Origin of the sequence: Moraxella atlantae NBRC 14588, from assembly GCF_001591265.1 — a bacterium.
Lineage (GTDB): Bacteria > Pseudomonadota > Gammaproteobacteria > Pseudomonadales > Moraxellaceae > Faucicola > Faucicola atlantae.
The window spans coordinates 31,216-53,347 of sequence record NZ_BCUL01000007.1; the positions used below are offsets into that span (position 1 = coordinate 31,216).

21 protein-coding genes and 1 other RNA gene are annotated in these 22,132 nt (G+C 47.7%); 15 read left to right on the forward strand and 7 right to left on the reverse strand.

The window, feature by feature from the left end; genetic code table 11:
* The first annotated feature begins 113 nt into the window (after positions 1–113).
* From MA2_RS05640 to MA2_RS05655, 4 genes are all read left to right on the forward strand, one after another.
* Entirely contained in the window at positions 114–1,019 is a 906-nt protein-coding gene (locus MA2_RS05640) for an energy transducer TonB (RefSeq protein WP_067057805.1), read from the forward strand.
* 61 nt (positions 1,020–1,080) lie between these two features.
* Complete coding sequence (locus MA2_RS05645) at positions 1,081–1,797, forward strand: HAD family hydrolase (protein WP_067057953.1); 717 nt, start codon at positions 1,081–1,083, stop codon at positions 1,795–1,797.
* A gap of 113 nt (positions 1,798–1,910) precedes the next feature.
* Positions 1,911–3,006, forward strand: a protein-coding gene (gene prfB / locus MA2_RS11130; protein ID WP_115254029.1) for a peptide chain release factor 2 whose coding sequence is annotated in 2 segments (ribosomal slippage) — positions 1,911–1,982 and positions 1,984–3,006 — 1,095 coding nt in all. Because the reading frame shifts where the segments join, the coding sequence is not laid out codon by codon here.
* 77 nt (positions 3,007–3,083) lie between these two features.
* Positions 3,084–3,617: a gamma carbonic anhydrase family protein gene (locus tag MA2_RS05655; RefSeq protein WP_067057955.1), complete on the forward strand. Its 534-nt coding sequence runs from the start codon at positions 3,084–3,086 to the stop codon at positions 3,615–3,617.
* A gap of 22 nt (positions 3,618–3,639) precedes the next feature.
* Here MA2_RS05655 and MA2_RS05660 read toward each other — a convergent pair whose 3' ends face one another.
* The 4 genes from MA2_RS05660 to asd form a co-directional block, all read right to left on the reverse strand.
* Entirely contained in the window at positions 3,640–4,242 is a 603-nt protein-coding gene (locus MA2_RS05660; RefSeq protein WP_067057811.1) for a hypothetical protein, read from the reverse strand.
* Positions 4,243–4,326: 84 nt separating this feature from the next.
* Positions 4,327–6,066 carry a FimV/HubP family polar landmark protein gene (locus tag MA2_RS05665; RefSeq protein ID WP_067057813.1) on the reverse strand — a complete coding sequence of 580 codons (1,740 nt, stop codon included), beginning with the start codon at positions 6,064–6,066 and terminating at the stop codon, positions 4,327–4,329.
* A gap of 67 nt (positions 6,067–6,133) precedes the next feature.
* The gene (locus tag MA2_RS05670; RefSeq protein WP_143821821.1) at positions 6,134–7,723 is read right to left on the reverse strand and encodes a FimV/HubP-related protein; all 1,590 of its coding nucleotides are present in this window, start codon (positions 7,721–7,723) and stop codon (positions 6,134–6,136) included.
* Positions 7,724–8,010: 287 nt separating this feature from the next.
* A complete protein-coding gene (gene asd / locus MA2_RS05675) occupies positions 8,011–9,144 on the reverse strand; it encodes an aspartate-semialdehyde dehydrogenase (RefSeq protein WP_067057817.1) in 1,134 nt (377 codons plus the stop codon).
* Between the two features lie 553 nt (positions 9,145–9,697).
* Here asd and MA2_RS05680 point away from each other — a divergent pair.
* The 8 genes from MA2_RS05680 to MA2_RS05715 all read left to right on the forward strand — a co-directional run bounded on the left by MA2_RS05680 (position 9,698) and on the right by MA2_RS05715 (position 16,070).
* Positions 9,698–10,801, forward strand: coding sequence for an RNA-guided endonuclease InsQ/TnpB family protein (locus MA2_RS05680; protein WP_067057818.1), 1,104 nt, complete (start codon positions 9,698–9,700; stop codon positions 10,799–10,801).
* A gap of 126 nt (positions 10,802–10,927) precedes the next feature.
* Positions 10,928–11,653, forward strand: coding sequence for a ribulose-phosphate 3-epimerase (gene rpe / locus MA2_RS05685; RefSeq protein WP_067057820.1), 726 nt, complete (start codon positions 10,928–10,930; stop codon positions 11,651–11,653).
* 47 nt (positions 11,654–11,700) lie between these two features.
* Positions 11,701–12,039 carry a hypothetical protein gene (locus tag MA2_RS05690; protein WP_067057822.1) on the forward strand — a complete coding sequence of 113 codons (339 nt, stop codon included), beginning with the start codon at positions 11,701–11,703 and terminating at the stop codon, positions 12,037–12,039.
* Positions 12,040–12,057: 18 nt separating this feature from the next.
* A complete protein-coding gene (locus tag MA2_RS05695) occupies positions 12,058–12,366 on the forward strand; it encodes a hypothetical protein (protein WP_067057824.1) in 309 nt (102 codons plus the stop codon).
* Between the two features lie 531 nt (positions 12,367–12,897).
* Complete coding sequence (pal, locus tag MA2_RS05700) at positions 12,898–13,434, forward strand: peptidoglycan-associated lipoprotein Pal (RefSeq protein WP_067057826.1); 537 nt, start codon at positions 12,898–12,900, stop codon at positions 13,432–13,434.
* A 51-nt stretch (positions 13,435–13,485) separates the two neighbouring features.
* Positions 13,486–14,214 (forward strand): 4'-phosphopantetheinyl transferase family protein, encoded by a 729-nt coding sequence (locus MA2_RS05705; protein ID WP_067057828.1) that lies wholly within the window; start codon positions 13,486–13,488, stop codon positions 14,212–14,214.
* 239 nt (positions 14,215–14,453) lie between these two features.
* Complete coding sequence (locus tag MA2_RS05710; protein ID WP_067057832.1) at positions 14,454–14,666, forward strand: cold shock domain-containing protein; 213 nt, start codon at positions 14,454–14,456, stop codon at positions 14,664–14,666.
* 234 nt (positions 14,667–14,900) lie between these two features.
* Positions 14,901–16,070 (forward strand): DEAD/DEAH box helicase, encoded by a 1,170-nt coding sequence (locus MA2_RS05715; protein WP_067057957.1) that lies wholly within the window; start codon positions 14,901–14,903, stop codon positions 16,068–16,070.
* Between the two features lie 78 nt (positions 16,071–16,148).
* On the opposite strand, the gene MA2_RS05720 is transcribed toward MA2_RS05715, so the two are convergent.
* A complete protein-coding gene (locus tag MA2_RS05720; protein ID WP_067057834.1) occupies positions 16,149–16,481 on the reverse strand; it encodes a septal ring lytic transglycosylase RlpA family protein in 333 nt (110 codons plus the stop codon).
* Positions 16,482–17,058: 577 nt separating this feature from the next.
* Positions 17,059–17,417: a transfer-messenger RNA gene (ssrA, locus tag MA2_RS05725) on the reverse strand.
* Between the two features lie 242 nt (positions 17,418–17,659).
* Between ssrA and MA2_RS05730 the strand changes: the two genes are divergently transcribed.
* On the forward strand, positions 17,660–18,505 hold the full coding sequence (locus MA2_RS05730) for a hypothetical protein (protein WP_067057837.1): 846 nt from the start codon (positions 17,660–17,662) through the stop codon (positions 18,503–18,505).
* 35 nt (positions 18,506–18,540) lie between these two features.
* Here the strand turns inward: MA2_RS05730 and MA2_RS05735 are convergent, their stop codons facing one another.
* A complete protein-coding gene (locus MA2_RS05735; RefSeq protein ID WP_067057839.1) occupies positions 18,541–19,290 on the reverse strand; it encodes a YebC/PmpR family DNA-binding transcriptional regulator in 750 nt (249 codons plus the stop codon).
* Between the two features lie 529 nt (positions 19,291–19,819).
* Between MA2_RS05735 and MA2_RS05740 the strand changes: the two genes are divergently transcribed.
* Together MA2_RS05740 and MA2_RS05745 are read left to right on the forward strand one after the other, a co-directional pair.
* Positions 19,820–20,644 (forward strand): ion transporter, encoded by an 825-nt coding sequence (locus tag MA2_RS05740; RefSeq protein ID WP_067057959.1) that lies wholly within the window; start codon positions 19,820–19,822, stop codon positions 20,642–20,644.
* 76 nt (positions 20,645–20,720) lie between these two features.
* Positions 20,721–22,052, forward strand: coding sequence for an ABC1 kinase family protein (locus MA2_RS05745; RefSeq protein ID WP_067057841.1), 1,332 nt, complete (start codon positions 20,721–20,723; stop codon positions 22,050–22,052).
* The last annotated feature ends 80 nt before the right edge of the window (positions 22,053–22,132 follow it).

The window sequence follows — 22,132 nt, forward strand, 5'->3', positions numbered from 1 at the left end:
ATTATACCCTTAAAACCTATCAATGACAGCGACAAAATATGTTAAGATAACGGGGTTTTGTGTGAAAATTTTACACCAATTTAGTTTTATCAGCCAAAAAATGGTAAGCCAACATGCCCGCGTTGATGGGGTCACAGATCAAAGACAGCCGCAGTTATCACTTTCGCGCGCCCAAGATGGGCAGTGATTATAGCCTTTTGCTTGCCACCGTGCTGGCAGTTGGGTTGCATGCGGCGGTGATTTTTGGTATCAGCTTTAGCGAAGCTGCCGCCCCCAGCAAGGTAGCGCAAGATGTCACCACGGTGCTGACCGATAACTTACAAAAAAATGAGCAGGCGGATTTTATTGCCAATGCCAGTCAGCAAGGTGGTGGTGAGGCGGATGAAAAGCACCTGATGGAAACCGCATCGATCAGTCCACTGCAGGCAGATACAGTCAATCCAACCGATGACATCATCACACAAGCGCAGACCCGACGCCAACAACAGTACCAACAAAGCTACTTGCGCACCACGCTGAGCCTACAAAAAGCACCTGTGGAAGATGACAACAAAAAAGACCAAGCCAGTGAGAGCTTTGAACAGCAAGAGCAGCGGATTCGTGAGCAAATCGCTACATTAGAAACCAAAATCGGCACCAGTCAGCAACTGCTTGCCAAAAAATCTGCTGTGCAAACGGTAAGCAGCAACTCAACCACGGCAGGCGCGGCAGCACAATACATTGAGAACTTTCGCCAACAAGCTTACCACGTTGGCAACCAAAACTATCCACAGGCGGCGCGCGCCAACAACATTACAGGCGATGTCCGCCTACTGGTCATCATCGACCACACAGGCAAGGTCAAGGCGTTGCGCGTGCTTGAGTCATCGGGCTCGCCGCTACTTGATGAAGCTGCCAAAGAATCGGTGCGCAAAGCTGCACCGTTTGGCAAATTTAGCGATGATATGCAGGATATTTTAGAATTGCGTATCATTCGCACATGGCGATTTGGCGACAGCCTACAAGTTGAGGAAAATTAGGTAGTTTTTACACACCTGCTGCTAAAACTTGGATTTTACAAGATTTAATTAGGAAAAAATGATGTCAAATCAATCACAGTCTGCAACACAGCCTTCAGTCAGCCAACGCGAGCTAGCCGTCTTTGACCTTGATCATACCTTGATTGACGCAGACAGCGATTATTTGTGGGGTGAATATTTGGTAAAAAATCAGCTGGTTGATGAAGCGAATTTTCGCGCGCGCAATCAGCGGTTTTATGAGCAGTATGTTGAGGGTACGCTTGACTCAACTGAGTATGGCGAGTTTGTCGCGGGGTTTTTGGCACAGCATGACATGCCGACGCTGCAGGCGTGGCGTGATGACTATGTGCAAAATACCATCGCACCACATGTCCGGCCCAAAGCCCAACACGCCATGCAAATGCATATTGACGCAGGGCACGACGTGCTGATTATCTCAGCGACCAATGATTTTATCGTGCAAGCCGTGGCGGCGTTGTTTTTGGACGATGCAACGCGAATCATTGCCACCCCGTTTGCTATTGAAAACGACCGTTATACAGGCAAGCTGGCAGGACAACCGAGTTTTCAAGACGGTAAGTTGTTTTATTTGGAACAATGGCTAGCCAATCAGCAGGCGCAAGGTGTGACGTATAGCAAAACTTATGCTTATTCAGATTCCAAAAATGACATTCCACTGCTAAGCTGGGCAGATGTGGCGGTGGCGGTATCGCCCGATGATGCACTACATGCGTATGCGTTGGCACACCAGTGGGCGATTGAGGATTGGCGGATTTAAATGATTTTGCTCAAGTTTTGCTAGACAGATTGGGCGAACGCTAAACAGTATTGGCAAAACTGAGGTATAATAGCAAGTTTTCTGTATCATCAATGCTTGCTAAAGGAGCTATCATGGAAATCAACCCGTATCTTGAACGCATCAAAGATCTTGCCGAACGCGGCGACCAGCTTCGGGGGTATCTTTGACATCGATGCCAAAATCGAGCGGCTAGAAGAAGTCAATCTGGAGCTTGAAAACCCCGATCTATGGAATGACCCCGAACGCGCGACCAAAATCAGCAAAGAAAAAGCCCAGCTTGATGGTGTGATTGGCGTGATCCAAACGCTTGATGACAAGCTAAGTGACGCGCGCGCGATGTTAGATTTGGCGGTGGAGGCCGACGATACCAGTTTGCTGGATGATGTGCAAGCTGAACTAGACGCCGCCGATGAGCAGGTAGCGGATTTAGAATTTAAGCGCATGTTTAGCGGTGAGATGGACGGCAACGATTGCTATTTAGATATCCAGTCAGGCTCGGGCGGCACCGAGGCGCAAGACTGGGCAGAAATGCTGCTGCGTATGTATCAGCGTTGGTGCGACGCGCATGGCTTTAAAGCCGAGCTCATTGAGCTGTCATCAGGTGCAGTAGCAGGAATCAAATCCGCAACGCTGCATGTCAAAGGTGATCATGCGTTTGGTTGGCTGCGCACCGAGACAGGCGTGCACCGTTTGGTGCGTAAATCACCGTTTGATAGCAATAACGGTCGCCATACGTCATTTTCTGCCGTGTTTGTGTCGCCTGAAATTGATGACAATATCGAAATTGACATCAACCCTGCCGATTTGCGCATTGATACCTATCGCTCAAGCGGCGCAGGTGGACAGCACGTCAATACCACAGACTCTGCCGTGCGTATCACCCACCAACCGACAGGCATCGTGGTGGCGTGCCAAAGTGAGCGCAGCCAAATCTCTAACCGTGAAACGGCGATGAAAATGCTACGCGCCAAATTGTATGAACGCGAGATGCAGCTACGCATGGAAAAACAACAAGCCCTAGAAGACAGCAAGTCTGATATCGGCTGGGGCAGTCAAATTCGCTCGTACGTGCTTGATGATTCGCGCATTAAGGATTTGCGCACAGGCGTAGAAACGTCCAATACGCAGGCAGTATTGGATGGCGATCTTGATAAGTTTATTGAAGCCAGCCTCAAGGCAGGTTTGTAATTTTTTGCATTACCAAATATCGGGGTATATGGATGTATCCCGATTGGTTAAACATCAGCCAACTAAGGGATCACACCATGCTTTATCAATATAATAACAAACAGCCCACCTACCAAGCACCGTTTAGCGGTTGGATTGCTGACAGCGCGCAAATTATCGGCGATGTACATTTGGGCGAAGCAGTCAGCGTGTGGTTTGGCGCGGTGATTCGTGGTGACAACAGTCCCATTTATTTGGGTGCACGCAGCAACGTACAAGAAAATTGTGTCATTCACACCGACGCAGGTATAAGCGTTGAAATCGGTGAGGGTGTGACGATTGGGCATTTGGCCATGTTGCACGGTTGCCGAATTGGTGACAACAGCTTGATAGGCATCGGCGCGATTGTACTCAACCATGCCGTGATTGGCAAAAATTGCATCATCGGCGCAAATGCACTGGTCACCGAAGGCACGCATATTCCTGGTAACTCACTTGCCGTCGGTAGCCCTGCTAAAGTCATTAAAACCTTGAGCGATGCCCAGATCGCCATGCTTAAACAATCTGCCGCCCAGTATGTCGCCAAAGCGCAAGCGTTTAAAACAGGTTTAACGCCTATGCCAATGCATTAGATCTGCCTGTATAATGGCACGCTTACATTAGCATCATCATCACCAGCCAGCCAAACACGCCGATTGCCAATGCCAAACCAATCGCGCGTAAAATGCCTGCGGTAAATAAATCCTCTCCTGTGTCGTCATCACGGTCACGAAATGGTGCAAACACGATATCTAACGCCTTGCTGCCAAACAACAGCCCAAACACGACGCCTAGCACTGCCAAGATTGGCAAAAATAGCCAATCGGTCTTGCCAGTCCCGATACCCGATAACGACTGCACTACATTGATGGCAACATCAATCAATAAGCCAATCAGCGCGTACAGCAGCGTGACCATCACTGCTGTCATCAGCCGACTGCCAAAACTGACAGGCTCATCATCCGCCACGGGAGCGGTGGCAGTTGTTGGCAGCTCAGCGCGCTCAAGCGGTGAGGTCATTGGCGCGGTAAAATGCTGCTCTTCTGCCACAGGTGGTAGGTCACTGGTACGCACTGCCGAAAAATAATCGTCGGATGGCGCAACCGATGACTGCAACGGCTCAGTTAGTTCATGCGTATCGCCGATATCGCCAAATGCGTCATCGGGCACAGGCTTGGCAGGCTTGGTAATCGCGCTGGGGGAGAGCTTATCGGGCATGGTATTTCTCCTGTAGTTCTGATAAAAAAGGACAGATTAAACCGTCCTTTTTTTGCCATAACAAACACGTTAAACTGAATTAAATCAATACGTTTTGTCTAGCAGCGCATGGATTCTGGCTTGCGCTTCGCCGTTGGCATGTGGCGCAATTTCATTGAGCAAGCGTTTGGCACTGTCGTACTCGCCTAATTCAAGATATTGCTCGGCAAGCTCAAGGGTTAGCGTCGTGCTATCTAATTGCTCCACCTGCGCAAGTGCATCGCTCAAATCAGGGCGTAACGCGTCGCCCGTCGCAACACTATCAGGCTCGCTAACGCTAGGCTGTGCCGCGCTTGGGGCGAAAACTTCACTGGTGCTAACGGTCGGCGTTTCTGGGGTGGTTGTGCTGGCAGGTTCGCTAACGTCTGGGTCAAGATCTGCCCAATCAAATGCCGCATCATTCGTTGTCGATGTCTCGGTGCTAGCTGGTGCTTCAATGGCGTTTGGTACATCGAGTTCTAGATTTGAAAAATCGAATTCGGTGGTTTCAGCCTCGGGTGCTTCGATAACTGGCTCAACAACTGTTTCGGCAGGCGCTGTGCTTGGTTCATCAAAGGTCAAATCAATTTCATCAAATTGGGCGACATCATCAACGGGTGGTGCACTGACCACAGGCGTATCGGTGTTGAGCGCAGGCTGACTGTTTGGCTGGGCAGGCTCGTCGAGTTCAAACGTTAAATCATCAAAATCAAACGCGTTAGTGGTATTGTCGGTGGTAGTGGTAGTCGGCACGTCTGTTGCGCTGGTTGACGGTTGTGCTGGCGTGTCAAGTGTTAGATCACCAAAATCAGACAAATCAAGCTCGGTATCAGAGCTGCTTAATACTTTGTTTTGTGCAGGTGTGACTTGTGGCGTTGGTGCGGTTGTGGTAGCCGCTTGCGTGGCATTTTGCCACAGGCTGTCGTCTAGTGTCAGCCCATCATTGGATGATTGGGCAGGCATGCTATCAGGTGTGGCGGTAGGCAATACCAATTCGGTGTCGTCGCTAGACAACACTTTTTCGCTGGGTACAGCATCGGTTGGTGTCTGCGCGGTGGGCGATGTTGTGCTCAGTGAATCCAATGCCAAATCAAAGTCAAAATCGTCTAGCTCCACGGTCGGTTCGGTCGGTGCACTTGCAGCAGGTGTGCTGGTCGTTGCTTGCGAGGTAGTGGTTGGCTCATCGTCCAATGAAAAATTAAAATCTAGACTGTCATCGGTGGCTGCGCTGACAGAGGGTGCGACCGATGACGCTGCTGTTGTAGCCATTGCTGGCTGGGCGGCTGATTGGGTCATGGGCTGTGCACTGGCAGTAGGCGCGCTGCTAAATGCCATCTCTTCGTCGATCAAGGATTTTAGGTTTGCCGCTTGCGTTTGCACGTGGGTGTCATGAAAGCGTTGCAACGTTGGGTAGAGCGCGTTAAATGCGTCATAGTTTTTGCTCACGGCATAGGTATTGAGCAAAAGCAATACCAGATCACTGCGATTGGGCTCACGTGCGATGGCAGGTTTTAGCACCTGCTCGGCGCGTTCATAATCGCGTTGATCAAATAAATGCTGGGCATTTTTTAACACGTCTTCGCTGGGCTGGCTAGAGGTGAGCGTAGCCTCTGACGTGGTCGCTGGTGCGTTATCGGCTATCTTGGTGCGAGCTTGTATTTCTTGTTGTTGTTCGGCAAGGGTTTTGGGGCGATTGCCACCAGTTGCCATACCACCATCGCTGCCTGATTTTTTGCGCATGAGCACAACGGCTACGATTATCACAATGACCACAGCGGCGATAATGCCCATCATCATCGGTGTCATGGTTTGTTCTCCTTGATTCGTTGGTATCTTGTGTTAATTGGTGAATAACTTATCTTTTAGCCAGTTCTTAGTTGGCTTGATTAAGCTGTTTGAGTCGCTGCTCAAGTTGGGCTAAGCGCGTATTTTGAATTTGTAGGCGATTTTCGGCGCGTATCAGATTTTGATTGAGCTGCCCAACTGCGCGCGCTTGTTGGGCAGTGGCTTGCCGCTTAGATTTGACTTTACTTAACAGTGCGTTGCTGATATTGCCATTGCCTGTTTGGCTCAAGCCGCCTTGGGCTGCACCATTTTGCTGACTGGGTGTGATGATGGTCATCTCAGCACGTCGTTTGGCAGAACGGCTTTGAATCGTCTGTGCTTGGCGTTCAGCAGCGCGCGTCATGCGGCGTTTGCGTGCACTGGTGGTTGTCTGGTTGCGGGTTTTGCGCACGCTGCGTCGGTTGGTTGCCGTGGTTTTGCGCGTGTCGTCATTGACGCTATTGGCTTTGGTATTTTTTTGTGCCTGTGCTTGATTGGCAGCATTCACGCTACGCTTGGATGGGCGCGTATCAAATGTTGCTGGAATGGCGAGCTTGGCATTGGCGTACAGCTGGCTTGGGTCATTATTGGCAAAGGCTTGCGGATTATCCTCGACAATACGTTGCATGATGGTATGGACATCGGTGTTGCTTTGTTTGGCTAAATCACTGGCAATCGTCCATAGGTTATCATTGCGCTCAACCACATAAGTGGTCATGGCATCATCGTTGTTTGCTGTCGTGTCATTGGCAGTTGTATTCGCGGCAGTTGTATTCGCGGCAGTTGTATTCGCAGCGCTCACTGTGGTTTGTGGTGTGGGCTGTTTAGCAGTCTGTTGGTTTTGCGCGGTAATAGCTTGTGCCGCTGCGTCAGGGTAGGGACGCTTTGGCGGTACTTGCAGTGTAGGTGTATTGTTTGGTGTGGCGCGATTACCAGAACCGATGACAGACGCATCAGCCATCGTGATTGGTGCGGCATCAATCGGTGGCAAGGTATTTTGCGCGATATTTGGCGCAACCGTTTGTGGCAAGTTTGGGGTACTATTTTGCACAGGTTGTGCGCTAGTATCTGCGTTTGCCAAGCTAACGGGCGCGTCTACCATCGGCAAGGGCGGTGGTGGCGTTTGTTTCACTAACAAAGGCTCATTAATCACAGGCAATTGTACCGCCTCGGTATTGCCCACCACCACGGTGGTCGGTGTTGGTTCAATCAGCTTGGCAGCTGATTGTGGTGTGATGCGCTGTTTGCTATCAAGCGGTAGTAGCAGAGTCTTGGGCAGCAGCCGTGTTTGTCCTGCATTGTTGATGGTTAAAAGCACATCGGTAAACGGTGCGTTGATCGGCTGGCGACTGGTCAGCACGATCATCCCGCCGTTACTGCTGGTTGGCTCAAAACGAATCGCCATATCGCTGGCTTTATTGAGCCCAAGCTGGCGGTAAGCTTGCGGATTGGCAAGGTTCACGCTAAAACTGGCAGGATCAATATCCGTTACATTGATGCGCGCGCTTAGCGGCTGATTTTGCCCTGATTCTACATAGGTTTCACCCACTTCAATGGCAAAACTGGGTACAGGCAACGCTAGCAACGTGCACAAAAACCAATGTAAGCGGCGTGGTCGAAATTGCGCAAACCTGTGCATACCATCCTCTGTTTGCCACAACTGGGCGACAAAATAGTGTAAATAGTTAAACAATCAACACAGCCTGTTTAGTTTATTAACCTATGTTTATTAACCTATAAAGTAAAGCGGCATTGATTGGTAGAATTGTGCAATATGTTATAACAAAATTGCCCAAAAAATACCAGTGGCATTGTTGTAACGTGCCTAAAATCAGCAATAAGCGGTAAAGCTTAGCTCTACCGCTCATTGCGTTGCCACCGATTAACAATCAAGGTATGACGGGTGCGACTGAACGCTGTGCCGCTTTATAACTGTCCGCGAATGATCGCAAGCATACGGCGCAACGGCTCGGCTGCACCCCACAATAGCTGATCACCCACCGTAAATGCCGCCAAATACTCCTCACCAAGCTGCATTTTGCGCAAGCGACCCAATGCCACAGTCAGCGTGCCTGTCACCGCAACAGGTGTTAGTCTCTGCATAGAGGCGGCTTTGGTGTTCTCAACCACATCTAGCCACGGGTTTTGGCTGTCTTTGAGTGCTTGTTCGATATGGTCTAAACTGACATCGCGTTTGAGCTTGATCGTCAAGCCTTGTGAGTGGCAGCGCATCGCACCAATGCGCACGCACACGCCGTCAATCGGCACGACCGTACCACCTTGTCGCCCCAAAATCTTGTTGGTCTCGACCATGCCTTTCCATTCTTCGCGCGATTGCCCGTTATCAAGTTGGCTGTCGATGTACGGAATTAAGCTCCCTGCTAAGGGTGCGCCAAAATGGGTCACATCGTAATCTGCGCTGCGTTGCAACGTAGCGATTTGGCGGTCAATGTCCAAAATCGCCGCCGCAGGATCATTGAGCTTATCCGCCACGCCTTGGTGCAAAAAGCCCATACCGCGAATCAACTCACGCATGTGGTTAGCACCGCCACCGCTCGCCGCTTGGTAAGTCATGGCAGACACCCATTCTACCCAATCTTGACGGAACAACTCACCAATCGCCATCAACATCAACGACACAGTACAGTTACCGCCAATAAAGTCTTTTTGTCCTGCTGACAATGCAGCGTCAATCACACCACGATTGACAGGGTCAAGCACAATCACGCTATTGTCCTGCATACGTAAAGTGCTTGCTGCATCAATCCAATAACCTGTCCAACCGCGCGCGCGCAGCGGTTCATGTACCGCCTTGGTATAATCACCGCCTTGACACGTGACGATGACATCACAGTCCGCCAGTGCTACCAAGTCATGCGCGTCTTGCAATTTACCTGCATGGCTGATCACACCAAAATTAGGCGCGTCACCGCCTGCGTTACTGGTTGAAAAAAACACGGGCGTGATGCCGTCAAAATCGCCTTCTTCAACCATACGCTGCATCAGCACCGAGCCGACCATACCGCGCCAGCCGACAAACCCAACCCGTAATTGCGCCATTGTGTCCCCCTTTAAGCTATCCAACCGATACACGCTCCGACGCTAAATTGCCGTACAATTTAGTTAGCCATGCGGCGTATCTGATCCAAACAACATGGCAAAAATTTACATGACCTGCTACCATGCCTGTTTTTGGGCAATTTTGCAAGCAAAATTTTAGCCAGTTTTGCGCAAAATTTTGCCTAAAATACAACACGACAGTTTGTGCTGACGTTTTAGCCGACAAAATCGGGCAAATGTAAGCCAAAACCTACAACAAGTTCGGCTTTTGGCGAATAGTCAGACATTGCGCTGTGGCGTATACTGAGCGCACAACACAGGGAAAAACGCTCGATTCAGGATGAAACGCAGCGGTGTTGATTCGGTAGGGACGCCGAAGCTAGGATAGCGATAACTACAACCCATATGCCCGATCGCCCAAACTTGCTGCCCACAAGTTTGGGCTTTTTTTATCATCCGTTGCCGTAAACCTGCGACTTTAGGCGGTGGTTTTATGGCAACTCCGAAACCATGCTTACACACAGAAATTTGTTAAATATGTTAAACTAACCCCATGAAAACCCTCAAGCTACGCATAAAAGACAAACACACAGACCAACTAAACCGCCTAAGCGGTTTGGTCAATTTTGTGTGGAACTATGTTAATGACTTGAGTTTTAAATACCGACAACGTACTGGTAAATTCTTTAGTGCCTATGACCTAAACGAATACACCAAAGGTAGCGGTGAACTGCTAGGCTTGCATTCTCAAACCATACAAGCCATTAATGAAACTCACGCCAAATCGCGACGCCAATTCAAAAAGGCTAAACTTAACTGGCGAACCAACAACCCAAAGGCAAAGCGTAAAAGCTTAGGTTGGATTCCATTTAAGCAATCCGCAATCAAATTACTGACTACTCATCAGACGGGTAAAAAAGGCTTAAAATCAACCCTACAGCTTAGTTTAGCCAAAGGGCAAAAGCTTATCATCGACCTATGGGACAGCTACAATCTTAGCCTATATCAAATAAACACCCTTGAGGTCGTCCAAGACAGCCGTAACCGTTGGTATGCGTGTATCACCGTTAAAGAATACCCAACAGAACCCTGTGGTACAGGTAGTATCGGCATAGACTTAGGCTTAAAAGATAGTGCCACCGCCTCAAACGGCGATAAACTACAAATCAAACAAACACAGGCATGGGCTAAAAAATTGGGTATCGCCCAACGAGCCAAAAACAAACAACGTGTCAAAGCGATTCATGCCAAAATCAAAAACACACGCCAAGACCTCATACACAAATTCACCACAGGGCTAGTTAAAAACAATGCCTTAATCGTGGTCGGCGATGTTAAAACCAGTCAATTTAACAGCAAAAAAGGCAAACTAGCCAAAAGCGTATATGACGCAGGTTGGTTTGAACTCAAACGGCAACTGACCTACAAATGCAAGCATGCAGGTTGCCGTTTTGAAATCGTAAATGAGAAATACACTACCCAAACTTGTTCGTGCTGTGGCGATATGTCCAGTAGTCCAAAAGGTAGAGCAGGTTTGCGAATAAGAGAATGGACTTGTGCTAAGTGTGGCACGTGGCATGATAGAGATATCAATGCCAGTAAGAACATTCTTGCGGTCGGGCTTGACCGTCTTGTAGAAGGAATCCCCTCACTTTAGGGAGGGGAGGAAGTCAATTTTAAACCAATGCTTAACCTGTTAAAATACAGCAAAGACGGCCAACAACGAATGGCTTTATCAATACTTTAATCATCAATCACAGGTATATAATATAGTAGGTACGCCATGACTGCCGCCACCCATGTCGCTTTTAATCATCCAAAAAATCATAGCCCGTATTTGATCGCACCGTCGATTTTGTCGGCGGATTTTGCCCGCCTTGGGCAAGAGGTCGAAGCTGTGCTGGCGGCAGGCGCAGATGTGATACATTTTGATGTTATGGATAACCATTATGTGCCAAATCTAACGTTTGGTAGCATGATTTGTCAGGCGTTGCGTGATTATGGTATCAGTGCGCCAATCGATGTGCATTTGATGGTTAGCCCCGTGGATGGCATGATTGAGCAGTTTTTGGCGGCAGGTGCAAGCGTGATCACGTTTCATCCCGAAGCCAGTCAGCATATTGACCGTTCGTTGCAGTTGATCAAAGACGGCGGTGCGCAGTGTGGATTGGTGTTTAATCCTGCTACATCACTGCATTATTTGGACTATACATTGGATAAAATTGACCAAATTTTGCTTATGAGTGTCAATCCAGGCTTTGGCGGGCAAGCGTTTATTGACAGTACATTGGATAAAATCCGTGCCGTGCGTGAGCGTATCGACGCATCGGGGCGTACCATTCGGCTTGAAGTCGATGGCGGTATCAAGGCAACAAATATCCGTGCGGTGGCTGAAGCAGGTGCGGATATGTTTGTTGCAGGCTCGGCAATTTTTGGGCAAGCAGATTACCAAGCGGCGATCGCTGCCATGCGCGCTGAATTGACGTTGGTGCACGCCAAACAGGTCTAACGCTAAAATTCATTTTATGATTGACGTAAATTTGTGGTGATCTACCTATGCCTTCACAATCGCCTGCCGATACTGACTTAAGCAACACCAAGCCATCTTTAGTGCCGATTGGCGTAACGTATGGCTTAGCCGCGTTTGCCGTGGTGTTGGCACTGGCAGGTTATGGCTTTCGTTTGGCATTGGGCGAAACATTTGACGCCCTGTGGCGTCCCATGCTGTTGACGTTACTCGAATTTTGTGTGCTGTTACCTGCTGGCTTTATGGTAGGCGCGTGGGTGATGAACCGCATTAGCGGACGTGCACCAATCCAAATGCGCAATGCAGCAACGCTTGGGCTGCTATTTAGCTGTGTTGCTATGCTGTGGCTGATGTCAGTGTATTCTTAAAATTTTAAAGTCATCAATATGTCAAAACCTGCCTTTACGCACTACTCGATTTATCCTGTTAATTTGCCTAAAGCATTGATCAATTTGTTAATCGGTGCTTGTGTGTTATTGGGCTTGTCACAACTGCGGCATGGCAATAACTTGCAGGGCTGGGTTGATGTGCTGGATTATTGGGCGTTTATGCTGCTATGGATTCCGACAGGGGTGACGGTGGTTGCCTTGCCCTTTAAATTGCGTGATCCAACATTTGAGCTTAAATTGGCGTATTATCTGGGTATGTTTGTGGCGTTTTTGTTTGTGCTCAATCGTTTGCGCTATTGGCGTTAATATTTTGCCATGTTTTGCCAAATTTACCGACGAACGCGCAAAAAATTTGACTCAAGCATGTTTACAAAAGCCTAGCATTTCTATTACTCTATAGCAAAACTGTGGTTTATCCTCCGTTGCCCTAAAATCACCGATTTTGGGCGGTGGCTATAAGGCAATGGTTAAATGCGATAAGTTTTGCTACACGCATCTCATTGTATTTAATGTCTTACCGTCCACAGTTAAGTTAAGACTAAATTGCGAGTACGCAGTAACTTAACTGGTAAGACGTTTTCAAACACACGCTTAAGTTAATTTGTGTCTACGACAATCCTAACGGTAAGATTAGCTTAAAATAAGAACCTAAGATGTACGGTGTGTTGTACGGGCGGTTGCCACTATCTTAGGTTTGCGGTCGGGCTTGACCGTCTTGTAGAAGGAATCCCCTCACTTTGGGGAGGAAGTCAATATTTGACTACTTAGTATGAACAGTGCTAGCTTAGCAAGCCATATTTTGTGATTTTAAGTGCCCTGATATTCAAGGAAATCGCCATGCAATTTTTACCTACCTCTGCTTTGCGTTTGTCTGCCATTGCTTGCGTCAGCCTTACTGCGGCTTTGACAGGCTGTTCTGCCAAAAAACCGACTTCAGAAGTCGTTGTTGCGCCAATGGGTGTGACAGGTACAAATGGCAGCGCGTATTATGACGGCGGCGCGTTGGTCAATAACAGCGCAGCAGTGGTCAATGCTGCAAATGCCAGTAGCATGGGCGATGTGGTGTATTTTGGCTTTGATAGCAGCGATATCGACGCACAAGGTCAAGCGGTGTTGTCGCAACAAGCGCAATTTTTGCAAGCCAACCCAAACGCGCGTGTCGTGATTGCAGGTCATACCGATGAGCGTGGTAGCCGTGAGTACAACATGGCATTGGGTGAGCGTCGTGCTCGCGCTGCCCAAAACTATCTGACCAGCCAAGGCATTGCTGCTGACCGTACCGAAGCTGTCAGCTATGGTGAGGAACAACCTGCCGACCCAGGACACGACGAAGCGGCATGGGCAAAAAATCGTCGCGCGGTCTTATCTTACTAAACTTTTAGCAAATTAACTGGTAACCAAAACTGACTGGATAAGGCAAGGTTTGTGCATTGGTGGGCGTTTGAGATCGACCCTGTGTCAAATATCAGCCCTGTGGCTCAAACGGCAGCTGATGCCCAAAATTGCCATGCCTATCTAGCAATTGATATCTTAGCCAGCTACCCAATGCAGGCAGAAAAAACCGCAGGTTCTGCTGCCTGTCGCACGTTGCTGGCAAAACTACAAGCCAAAATTGGGCTACAGGGCAAGTTATCCGATGATAGCTTGCCCTATCGTTTGGTACACACCAAGCAAAGTGACATAACGCCAGACTATTTTGTCAGCTTTAGCCATAGCCGTAAGCAGATCGCTGTGCTAATCGCCCCATTTGCCAAGTTAGCCGTTGATATCGAAGATCAGCCTGTCTCAACAGCGGTTGCGCGGCGGTTTTTTCATGCCGCTGAAAATAGTTGGCTTGCTACTCTTGCCAAGGCGCAACAAGCACCAGCGCGTCAGCTGTTGTGGTGTTTAAAGGAATGTCTGCTCAAACAACGCCAAGCCTGTGACAGTCGTTTGTTTGATGCTGTTGGAAAAAATGTGTTAAGTGACATCACGCCCAAGCATCTTGGTGTCTTACTGGCACATACAGCAGGGCAAGGTGTTAATTGCTTGTATCAAACCACGCCCAGCACACGATTTATCGCTTATTTGCCAACGTGTCAATGCGCTGTCATCATTTGTCGTGATTCGTGCAACAATTTTGCTAAAAAAACACAAAATTTCTTTGTTTTGTAAAAAACCCATGCTATTATGCTTGCAGACTACAATGCAACGCCAACGTTGTGTATCTTGTGTGGTACTGTTGAGATCGCGCGCGCGAACATTGTAGAAGAGTAGATTTAGATATTGCTGACTGGCAAATTTACCTGATTTAGCCCATGCAAAACTACCAATCGCAGCAGAGCTATTTTTAAGACAATATGCCTTTAACAAAGGTTAGCAAATCTAATTAGCAGTAATTTGAGGAAATTATTATGTCAGTTCGTGAACAAGGCGTGGTAAAGTGGTTTAACGACTCGAAAGGCTTTGGTTTTATCCAACGTAGCAGCGGTGAGGACATTTTTGTTCATTTCCGCGCAATCCAAGGTGATGGCTACCGTTCATTGCAAGATGGTCAAAAAGTAGAATTCACCGTGGTGGAAGGCCAAAAAGGCCTACAAGCCGAAGAAGTCACCAAAATTGACTAAATAGATTGAAATTTACTACTAACAGTAAATTCATGATATAAAATATAAGTATAACAATAGGGTAGTGTCAAGTGACAATGCCCTTGTCCATGCGTTTGTAATCATTAGTAGAACGCGATTGGACGATTTTAGTCCGCCTAGTAATAAATTTAAAAATCATAGCGCGAAGGTTGGCGGTATACAAAACGCCCAGCTAATCAAGCCTACTTTGATTTGTTGTCAATTAAGGTCATTGTGTTCCAATTTTTTCATGAGTTGCCATTGGTGCCCGCCCTGCTCAAAGCCATTGAGCGTTTAGGCTATGAGCGTCTAACCCCCATCCAAGCGCAGATTTTGCCTAATACACTGGCAGGACAAGACGCGATCGGACAAGCACAAACGGGTACAGGTAAAACAGCAACGTTTTTACTGACTGTCATTCAAGAACTACTCACAAACCCACTTGTCGCAAAAAAAGACGGGCAACGTTATTTAGGCGAGCCACGTGCACTGGTCTTGGCACCGACGCGTGAACTTGCCCAACAGATTTACCAAGATTGCCAACAGCTGTCCCAGTTCACCGATTTACACACGGTATGCTTACTTGGTGGCATTGATTACGACAAACAGCTTAGTCAGCTACAAAACAAGCTTGTTGATATCATCATTGCGACCCCAGGACGGCTGATTGATATGTGCCATCAGCATGCGGTGTTTCTTGATCGTATTGAATTGTTGGTACTAGATGAAGCCGACCGTATGCTAGATATGGGATTTATCCCCGATATCAAGCGCTTGATCCGTATGATGCCGCCTAATACCCATCGGCAAACGTTATTATTTTCAGCGACGTTTAATCAAGATGTTATGAATTTGGCATATCGCTGGTTATATCGCCCGATATTCGTTGAAATTGCGCCTGAACAAAAAACCAGTGCCAACGTTGAGCAGCGTTTTTATACCTTGCTTGATCAAGACAAGCTAGACGCGCTAAAAACCATTTTGCAGCATTATCACGAGCAAAAGGTGATTATCTTTGCCAATCGTAAAGACCAAGTGCGTACCTTATACAACCGCATTCATGGGCAGTATTCGGTGGTGATGCTATCGGGTGATGTCGCTCAAAACAAGCGCGAACGCTATTTAAGCCAATTTCGTGATGGCAAGGCAGATATTTTGGTTGCCACCGATGTGGCAGGGCGCGGCATCCATGTTGATGACGTGGCTTGCGTGGTCAATTATACTTTGCCTGATAATCCTGACGATTATGTCCATCGTATTGGGCGTACGGGCAGGGCGGGCAATCAAGGCTTGAGTATTAGCTTTGTGAGTGAGTCAGACGGCTTTAATTTGCCTGCTTTACAAAACCATCTTGACCAGCAGGTGCATACGACACAGTGGCAAGCGGCCGATTTTACAGGTTAGATATAGTATTTACTGCCCACAATAAAAAAGAGACAGCTTAGAGCCGTCTCTTTTTGGCAAACGCCGACCAATTTGTCATTAGTCTAAAGCTTGAATATCAACGTGTGCGATACCTGCTGATAAATCTGCGATTTTGCTAAACGCACCGCGCGATAAATCCAATGCGCGACCGTATTTGCCAAAACCTCCCGTATCTGTCACACGTACAACGACGCTTTTACCGTTTGCCCGATTGGTGACTTTTAACTTGCTGCCCATTTTGTGCGAATTGCTTGCTGCAGTCAGGGCATTTTGGTTAAAAACTTCACCTGAAGCGGTCTTTCTGCCGTGAAACTGCTTGCCGTACCATGATACCACGCTGGCTTGGCTTGCTGTTGTCACAAGCAGCAGACTTGCCAAAAGATATTTCATCAAACGTTCCTTTTGTCGTTTAAACCTCGCGTGTTAAGCAGCCATACCTCACTGCTTAAAATAGCACTTAACCTAAAGCTCACGCTATCCAAGTCCCATAGCGGTACCTGTAAAAAAACACATTCACAGTCGCTGACTTGTTCGGTTTAACTGGTTGTTTGGCGTAATATGTTGTGATGGGTTGTGGCGCAATGCCTAACCAAAAATCACAAAATATCCGCCAATCGGGGATTGATTAATTTAACTTTAGGAGCGTGAATTATAATTTTATAATAGTTACTGAACAAATAAGTTTTGGTAAATACGGTAGTAGTTTGACCTACTTTTTCTTTCTACATGACATTTTTATGACAGAATTTAATAAATTTGGTAATATTTATGTTTAATTATGTAACTAACAAAGATGCTAATAAAGATAATAATTTGCGTTATTATTTATTCAGAAAAATCTATCTATATGGTTTATTTTATGGCATTTTTTGCAAAGCGATCTGACGGTTAAGCGAACTAACTGCTAGCCAGTCCTAGTAGGCAATAAAAAAACCAATGACTAATTAGCCATTGGTTTTTAATAATTTGGTGGAGATGGCGGGAGTTGAACCCGCGTCCGCCAGCACTACGCTCATGAATCTACATGTTTAGATTCTGTCTATGGCTTTAACCCTTACTGAACCGACAGTCAGGATAGCAAGGGCGAGTCTTTAAGATTTAAGCCAATACGGCAAGACAACGTATTGACCGATTCTTTGTACGTTCGCTTCGGGGTGACCAACCTGACCAAAGACAATCAGTGGCGACCCAAACAGCCCTTAGGCTGCTAGAGCGTAAGTTTCGTCGTTTGCGACTAGTTTAATGTATATTTGATTTACGAGAGGACATACTCTCTCGACATGCCTCATTGAGTTTCATTACCAGCGTCGAAGCCAGAACATCCCCAATTAGATTGTTTATTATATGGGACTTGTGCGTAAATTTGCAAGGGTTAAGATGGTTTTTTTGCCAAAAGGCTATCAAAAATTGCCAACAGCTTGCCAAAAATGCTTTAAACAAAACTGTCTTATTTATGTGCTACAGTAAGCCAATTTTACCCAAGCGATTGTTATGCGGTATGCGTTTGGGCGCTGATCTGGTTTGTTGATTTAGACGTTTGTTAAATTTTTGGTTAAAGAGTTTGGTGTATGTCGTCGCAATCTTCGGCAAGTAAAGTTGTCAAATCGCCCACGTCACAGCAGCAGCTCAAACGTCAGCGCGAATGGGTGTATTTGGCGCATTTTTTGGCGTTGGCGCAGTTGCACCCACTTAAGACCATCTCGGGGCAAGATGATGGACAAGAGCCTGATTTTACGTGCGTTTTTGCTAAACAATCAGGCGGTGAATATTATATTGGCATTGAGCTGACTACCTTGCCGCGCTTGCGTGACCGCTTGGGCAATGATAATTTGATGCTCAAACGTTGGTACTGGCAATCGTGCTTACAGTTTTATAGCCGTTTTCACCCAACGACGTTGGCAGCAAAGCATTTGACGTGGCAAGCACAAATCAATAACACGCCGCTTGGTCTTTGGGCGAATACCGCGTGTGTGTTAGCCACCTCTGCACAGCCCTTGGCACAACATAGCCGCCACACGTGGGGCAATCGCGTGCAGCAAACGGTTGCCCATACCATGCGCTTTTTGCCGCGTGCGTTTTTGGAGGATATGGCGGATAGCCGCGGTGTACCGATTGATTCATTGATTTGCCAGCGTGATATTGATGCGGTCATGGCAAAAAAAGCCAGCAAGGTCGATGCGTATCAATCGCGGCGCAAATTAGATGCGGTTTGGCTGTTGATTCATACCAATGAGCAGCAAGAAAATGGCGTCTTGGCGGCGGATGTCAGCACGCCATTGTGGCATGATAGTGATTTTGCGCGTGTGTTTGTCACACTTTATCCAAATGCTGAGTTACTTGAGGTGGCAAGATGCCCTGCTGCGATCATCCAAACACCCATGCCGTCGCGTCATACAGCACAGACACGGGTTTGATTGGGCGGATAACAAAATGCTCAGCGTGTTGGGCGTTAAGCATCCAACTGGACCATGATATCGTCGCTAAAATTGACGTTGGTATAAACGTCTTGCACGTCGTCTAAGTCTTCAAGCATTTCAATCATGCGCATGATTTTTTTGGCGTCTTCAATATCGGTGATGTCTGCCGAGGTCGAGGCGGACATGGTAACTTCAGCGTTTTCAGGTTTGATTTCGGCTTGCTCAAGCGCGTCCATGACCGCACCAAAGCTGTCAGGTTCGGTGATGACCAGCAAGGTTTCGCCATCATTTTCGATGTCGGTCGCGCCTGCTTCAAGCGCAATCTCCATCACGCGGTCTTCTAATGTCAAGTCGCTGATGGTGATTTCGCCACGTTTGCTAAACAAATACGCCACCGAGCCTGATGTACCAAGATTGCCACCATTTTTGCTAAAGGCGTGGCGTACTTCGCCCACGGTGCGGTTGAGGTTGTCGGTCATGGTTTCAACCAAAACCGCCACACCGCCTAAGCCATAGCCTTCATAGGTGATTTCTTGTACGTTGTCGTTTTCGCCACCGCCTGCGCCGCGCTCGATGGCACGTTTGACGGTGTCTTTGGTCATATTGGCAGAGTAGGCTTTTTCGACAGCAGCACGCAAACGTGGGTTGCTGGCAGGGTCGGGGTCGCCTTGTTTTGCTGCAGACACCAATTCACGGATAATTTTGGTGAAAATTTTGCCTTTGGCGGCATCTTGTTTGGCTTTGCGGTGCTTGATATTTGCCCACTTAGAATGTCCTGCCATGTGATTTTTTCCTCCAAACGTGCTAGTATGTTGCACCAGCGATAGCAAAAACGCGATGTGAAAAACGGCGATATTATAAACGACGTACCTTGCTTGGTAAAAGGGGGTATGGGGTGAATTTTGCACGAATTGAGCAAATAACGTATGCGCCCTATATCACGTTTTGGCGTCGGATTTGGTCAGTTTGATTTTTTTATTTAAAAAATGATTAAAAAATTGACTGATGTGGCTATATCGACGTGGATATATCGATGTGGATATGCAGACACGATGGGCAGCGTTAATCGGTTGCGCGATAGGCGCGGTGTGGGAGTAAATCGGCTTGGCATCACGCACGAATTCAAACCAAAACTCAAACAAAAAACAGCCACCACGTACCGCCAGTACCGCTGATCAGCGCGACACGCTTGACGATAGCGATTTGTTTGACACAGATGACGCAGACAGCGAAGCGGAGCACGTCTGGGTGCCTGACGCGCCTGCCAAACGCAAACGCCGCTCGGGTTTTGGTGTCTTGCGTTTTGATAGCTTGCGCGATGATGAACAAGGCTTGCGCCATGCTATTCATGTCATTATCGATGGCACAGACACGCCGTTGGGCAAGGCGTTTGATATTTTGCTGTTGGTGGCGATTATCACCAGTTTGGCAGTGGTACTGCTCGATAGCGTGCTGGTGTTTCGTCTTAAATACGGCACCTACTTTTATTACGCCGAATGGTTTTTTACCATTTTATTCACTGTTGAATACTTGCTGCGCCTGTTTGCCGCGCCCAATCGTTGGCGTTACGCGCTAAGCTTTTTTGGTATCGTCGATTTTTTGTCGATTTTGCCGACGTATTTGGGCTTGTTTATCAGCATGGCAGGCGTGCAGTCGCTGCTTGTGGTGCGTATTTTGCGTATCTTGCGCGTGTTTCGGATTTTAAAACTTACCGATTACATGCAGCAGGCGGGCTTTTTGATGATGGCACTGCGCAGTAGTCGGCAAAAAATCATTGTGTTTTTTATCTCGGTGCTGATTTTGGTGACGATTATCGGCTCGATTGTGTATAGCATTGAGGGCGCGGATAACGGCTTTACCAGTATTCCTGTCAGTATTTATTGGGCGATTGTCACCATGACGACGGTGGGCTATGGCGATATTTCACCCAAAACGCCGCTTGGGCAAGCGCTGGCATCGATGGTGATGATTATGGGTTATTCTATCATTGCTGTGCCAACGGGATTGTTTACCGCAGAATTGAATAAGACCATGCGCCCACAATTGCAGCCTGTGAGTTGTCCAAATTGCGGTAAGTTTGGTCATGCGCGTGAGGCAAATTTTTGTGATCGTTGTGGGTATGATTTGCATGTGTAAGGCGCACGCGTTTGGCGTTTGACTTGCACCAAGTTTTGCGCGATAGTATCACCAACCCTTTGATAATAAAGATAGTATGACCGCTAAAAAACGCTTACTTAAATTGGCAGGCATGACCGCCAACATTGCAGGGCAAGCCGCCAAAACTGCTATCCGCCATGCCACGGGCAGCGAGGAACAAAAGGCAGACGCACGCAGTGAAATGCTGACCCAAGTCGGCGTGCAAATCGCCAATACGCTGGGCGAGATGAAAGGCGCGGCGATGAAAGTTGGGCAGATTGCCTCACAATACAAAGACATTTTTCCGCCCGAAATCGCGCAAGCCTTAGAAAAATTGCAAAATGACGCGCCGCCTATGCCGTTTGATGTTATTGAGCAGCAAGTTGAGCGCGAATTGGGTCAGCCATTGGCAACGTTGTATGCCGAATTTGAGCCAGAACCGTTTGCAGCTGCGTCCATTGGGCAGGTGCATCGCGCGCGCTTGCCTGATGGACAAGCGGTGGTGGTTAAGGTGCAATATCCCGATATTGACGCGCACATCGACAGCGACTTAAAACAAGTGCGTCTTGCGCTCAAATTAACTGGTGTGCTAAAAATTGACAAGGCATTGCAAGACCAAATTTTTGCTGAATTGCGCGATAGCTTGGTCGATGAGTTGGATTATCAAAAGGAGGCGCAAAATTTAGCGATTTTTGGTGAGTTTCATCGCGATGATGCAGGCATTGTGATACCTAGGGTCTTTGCCAGTCATTCAAGCCGCCGTGTATTGACGCTGTCTGAAGAGCGTGGCGAACCGTTGTCGGTAGCGGCAACGTGGGATAATGACATCAAGCAACAAATCGCCACACGGTTGTTTCATTTTAGTGCAGGGCAGTTGTTTAAGCTGTATCGCTTGCATTGCGATCCACACCCTGGCAATTTTGCGTTTCGCTCCGATGGTACGGTGGTGGCGTATGATTTTGGCGGCATCAAAACCTATAGCCATGCTGAGGTGCGCCAGTTTTATCAAATTGCTTGTGACGCGCTGCGTGGTGACGCGTCAGCGATTGACGCGGATTTGGTGACACTGGGGCTAAAAAAAACGCCCGAACCACTGCCCGAACCGTTTTATCACAATTGGTTAAACCTTGTTCTTGCACCGTACGGGTTTACGGATTTACACAATCCCCCGTATGATTTGGCTCAACACGCGCCGTTTGATTTTGAGCATAGTCAAGTGCATCACCAAATCGTTGAGCAAGCCAAGCAGTCACTTAAATACTGGCAGCAGTTTCAGCCGTCGCCTTTGACGCTAATGCTTGAGCGTACGCTGTCTGGGCAGTATTGGAATTTGGTTAATTTGGGCGTGAAGATTGATTTGGCACCGCTGGTTGATGAGTATATTGATTTGGATCAGCTCAGCGCCTAAGCTTAGCGCTTAAGTATTGTTAAAAGGTCTAGCCAAAAAAACGGCTTGCTAATCTTGGTATTGGCAATCCGTTTTTTAGT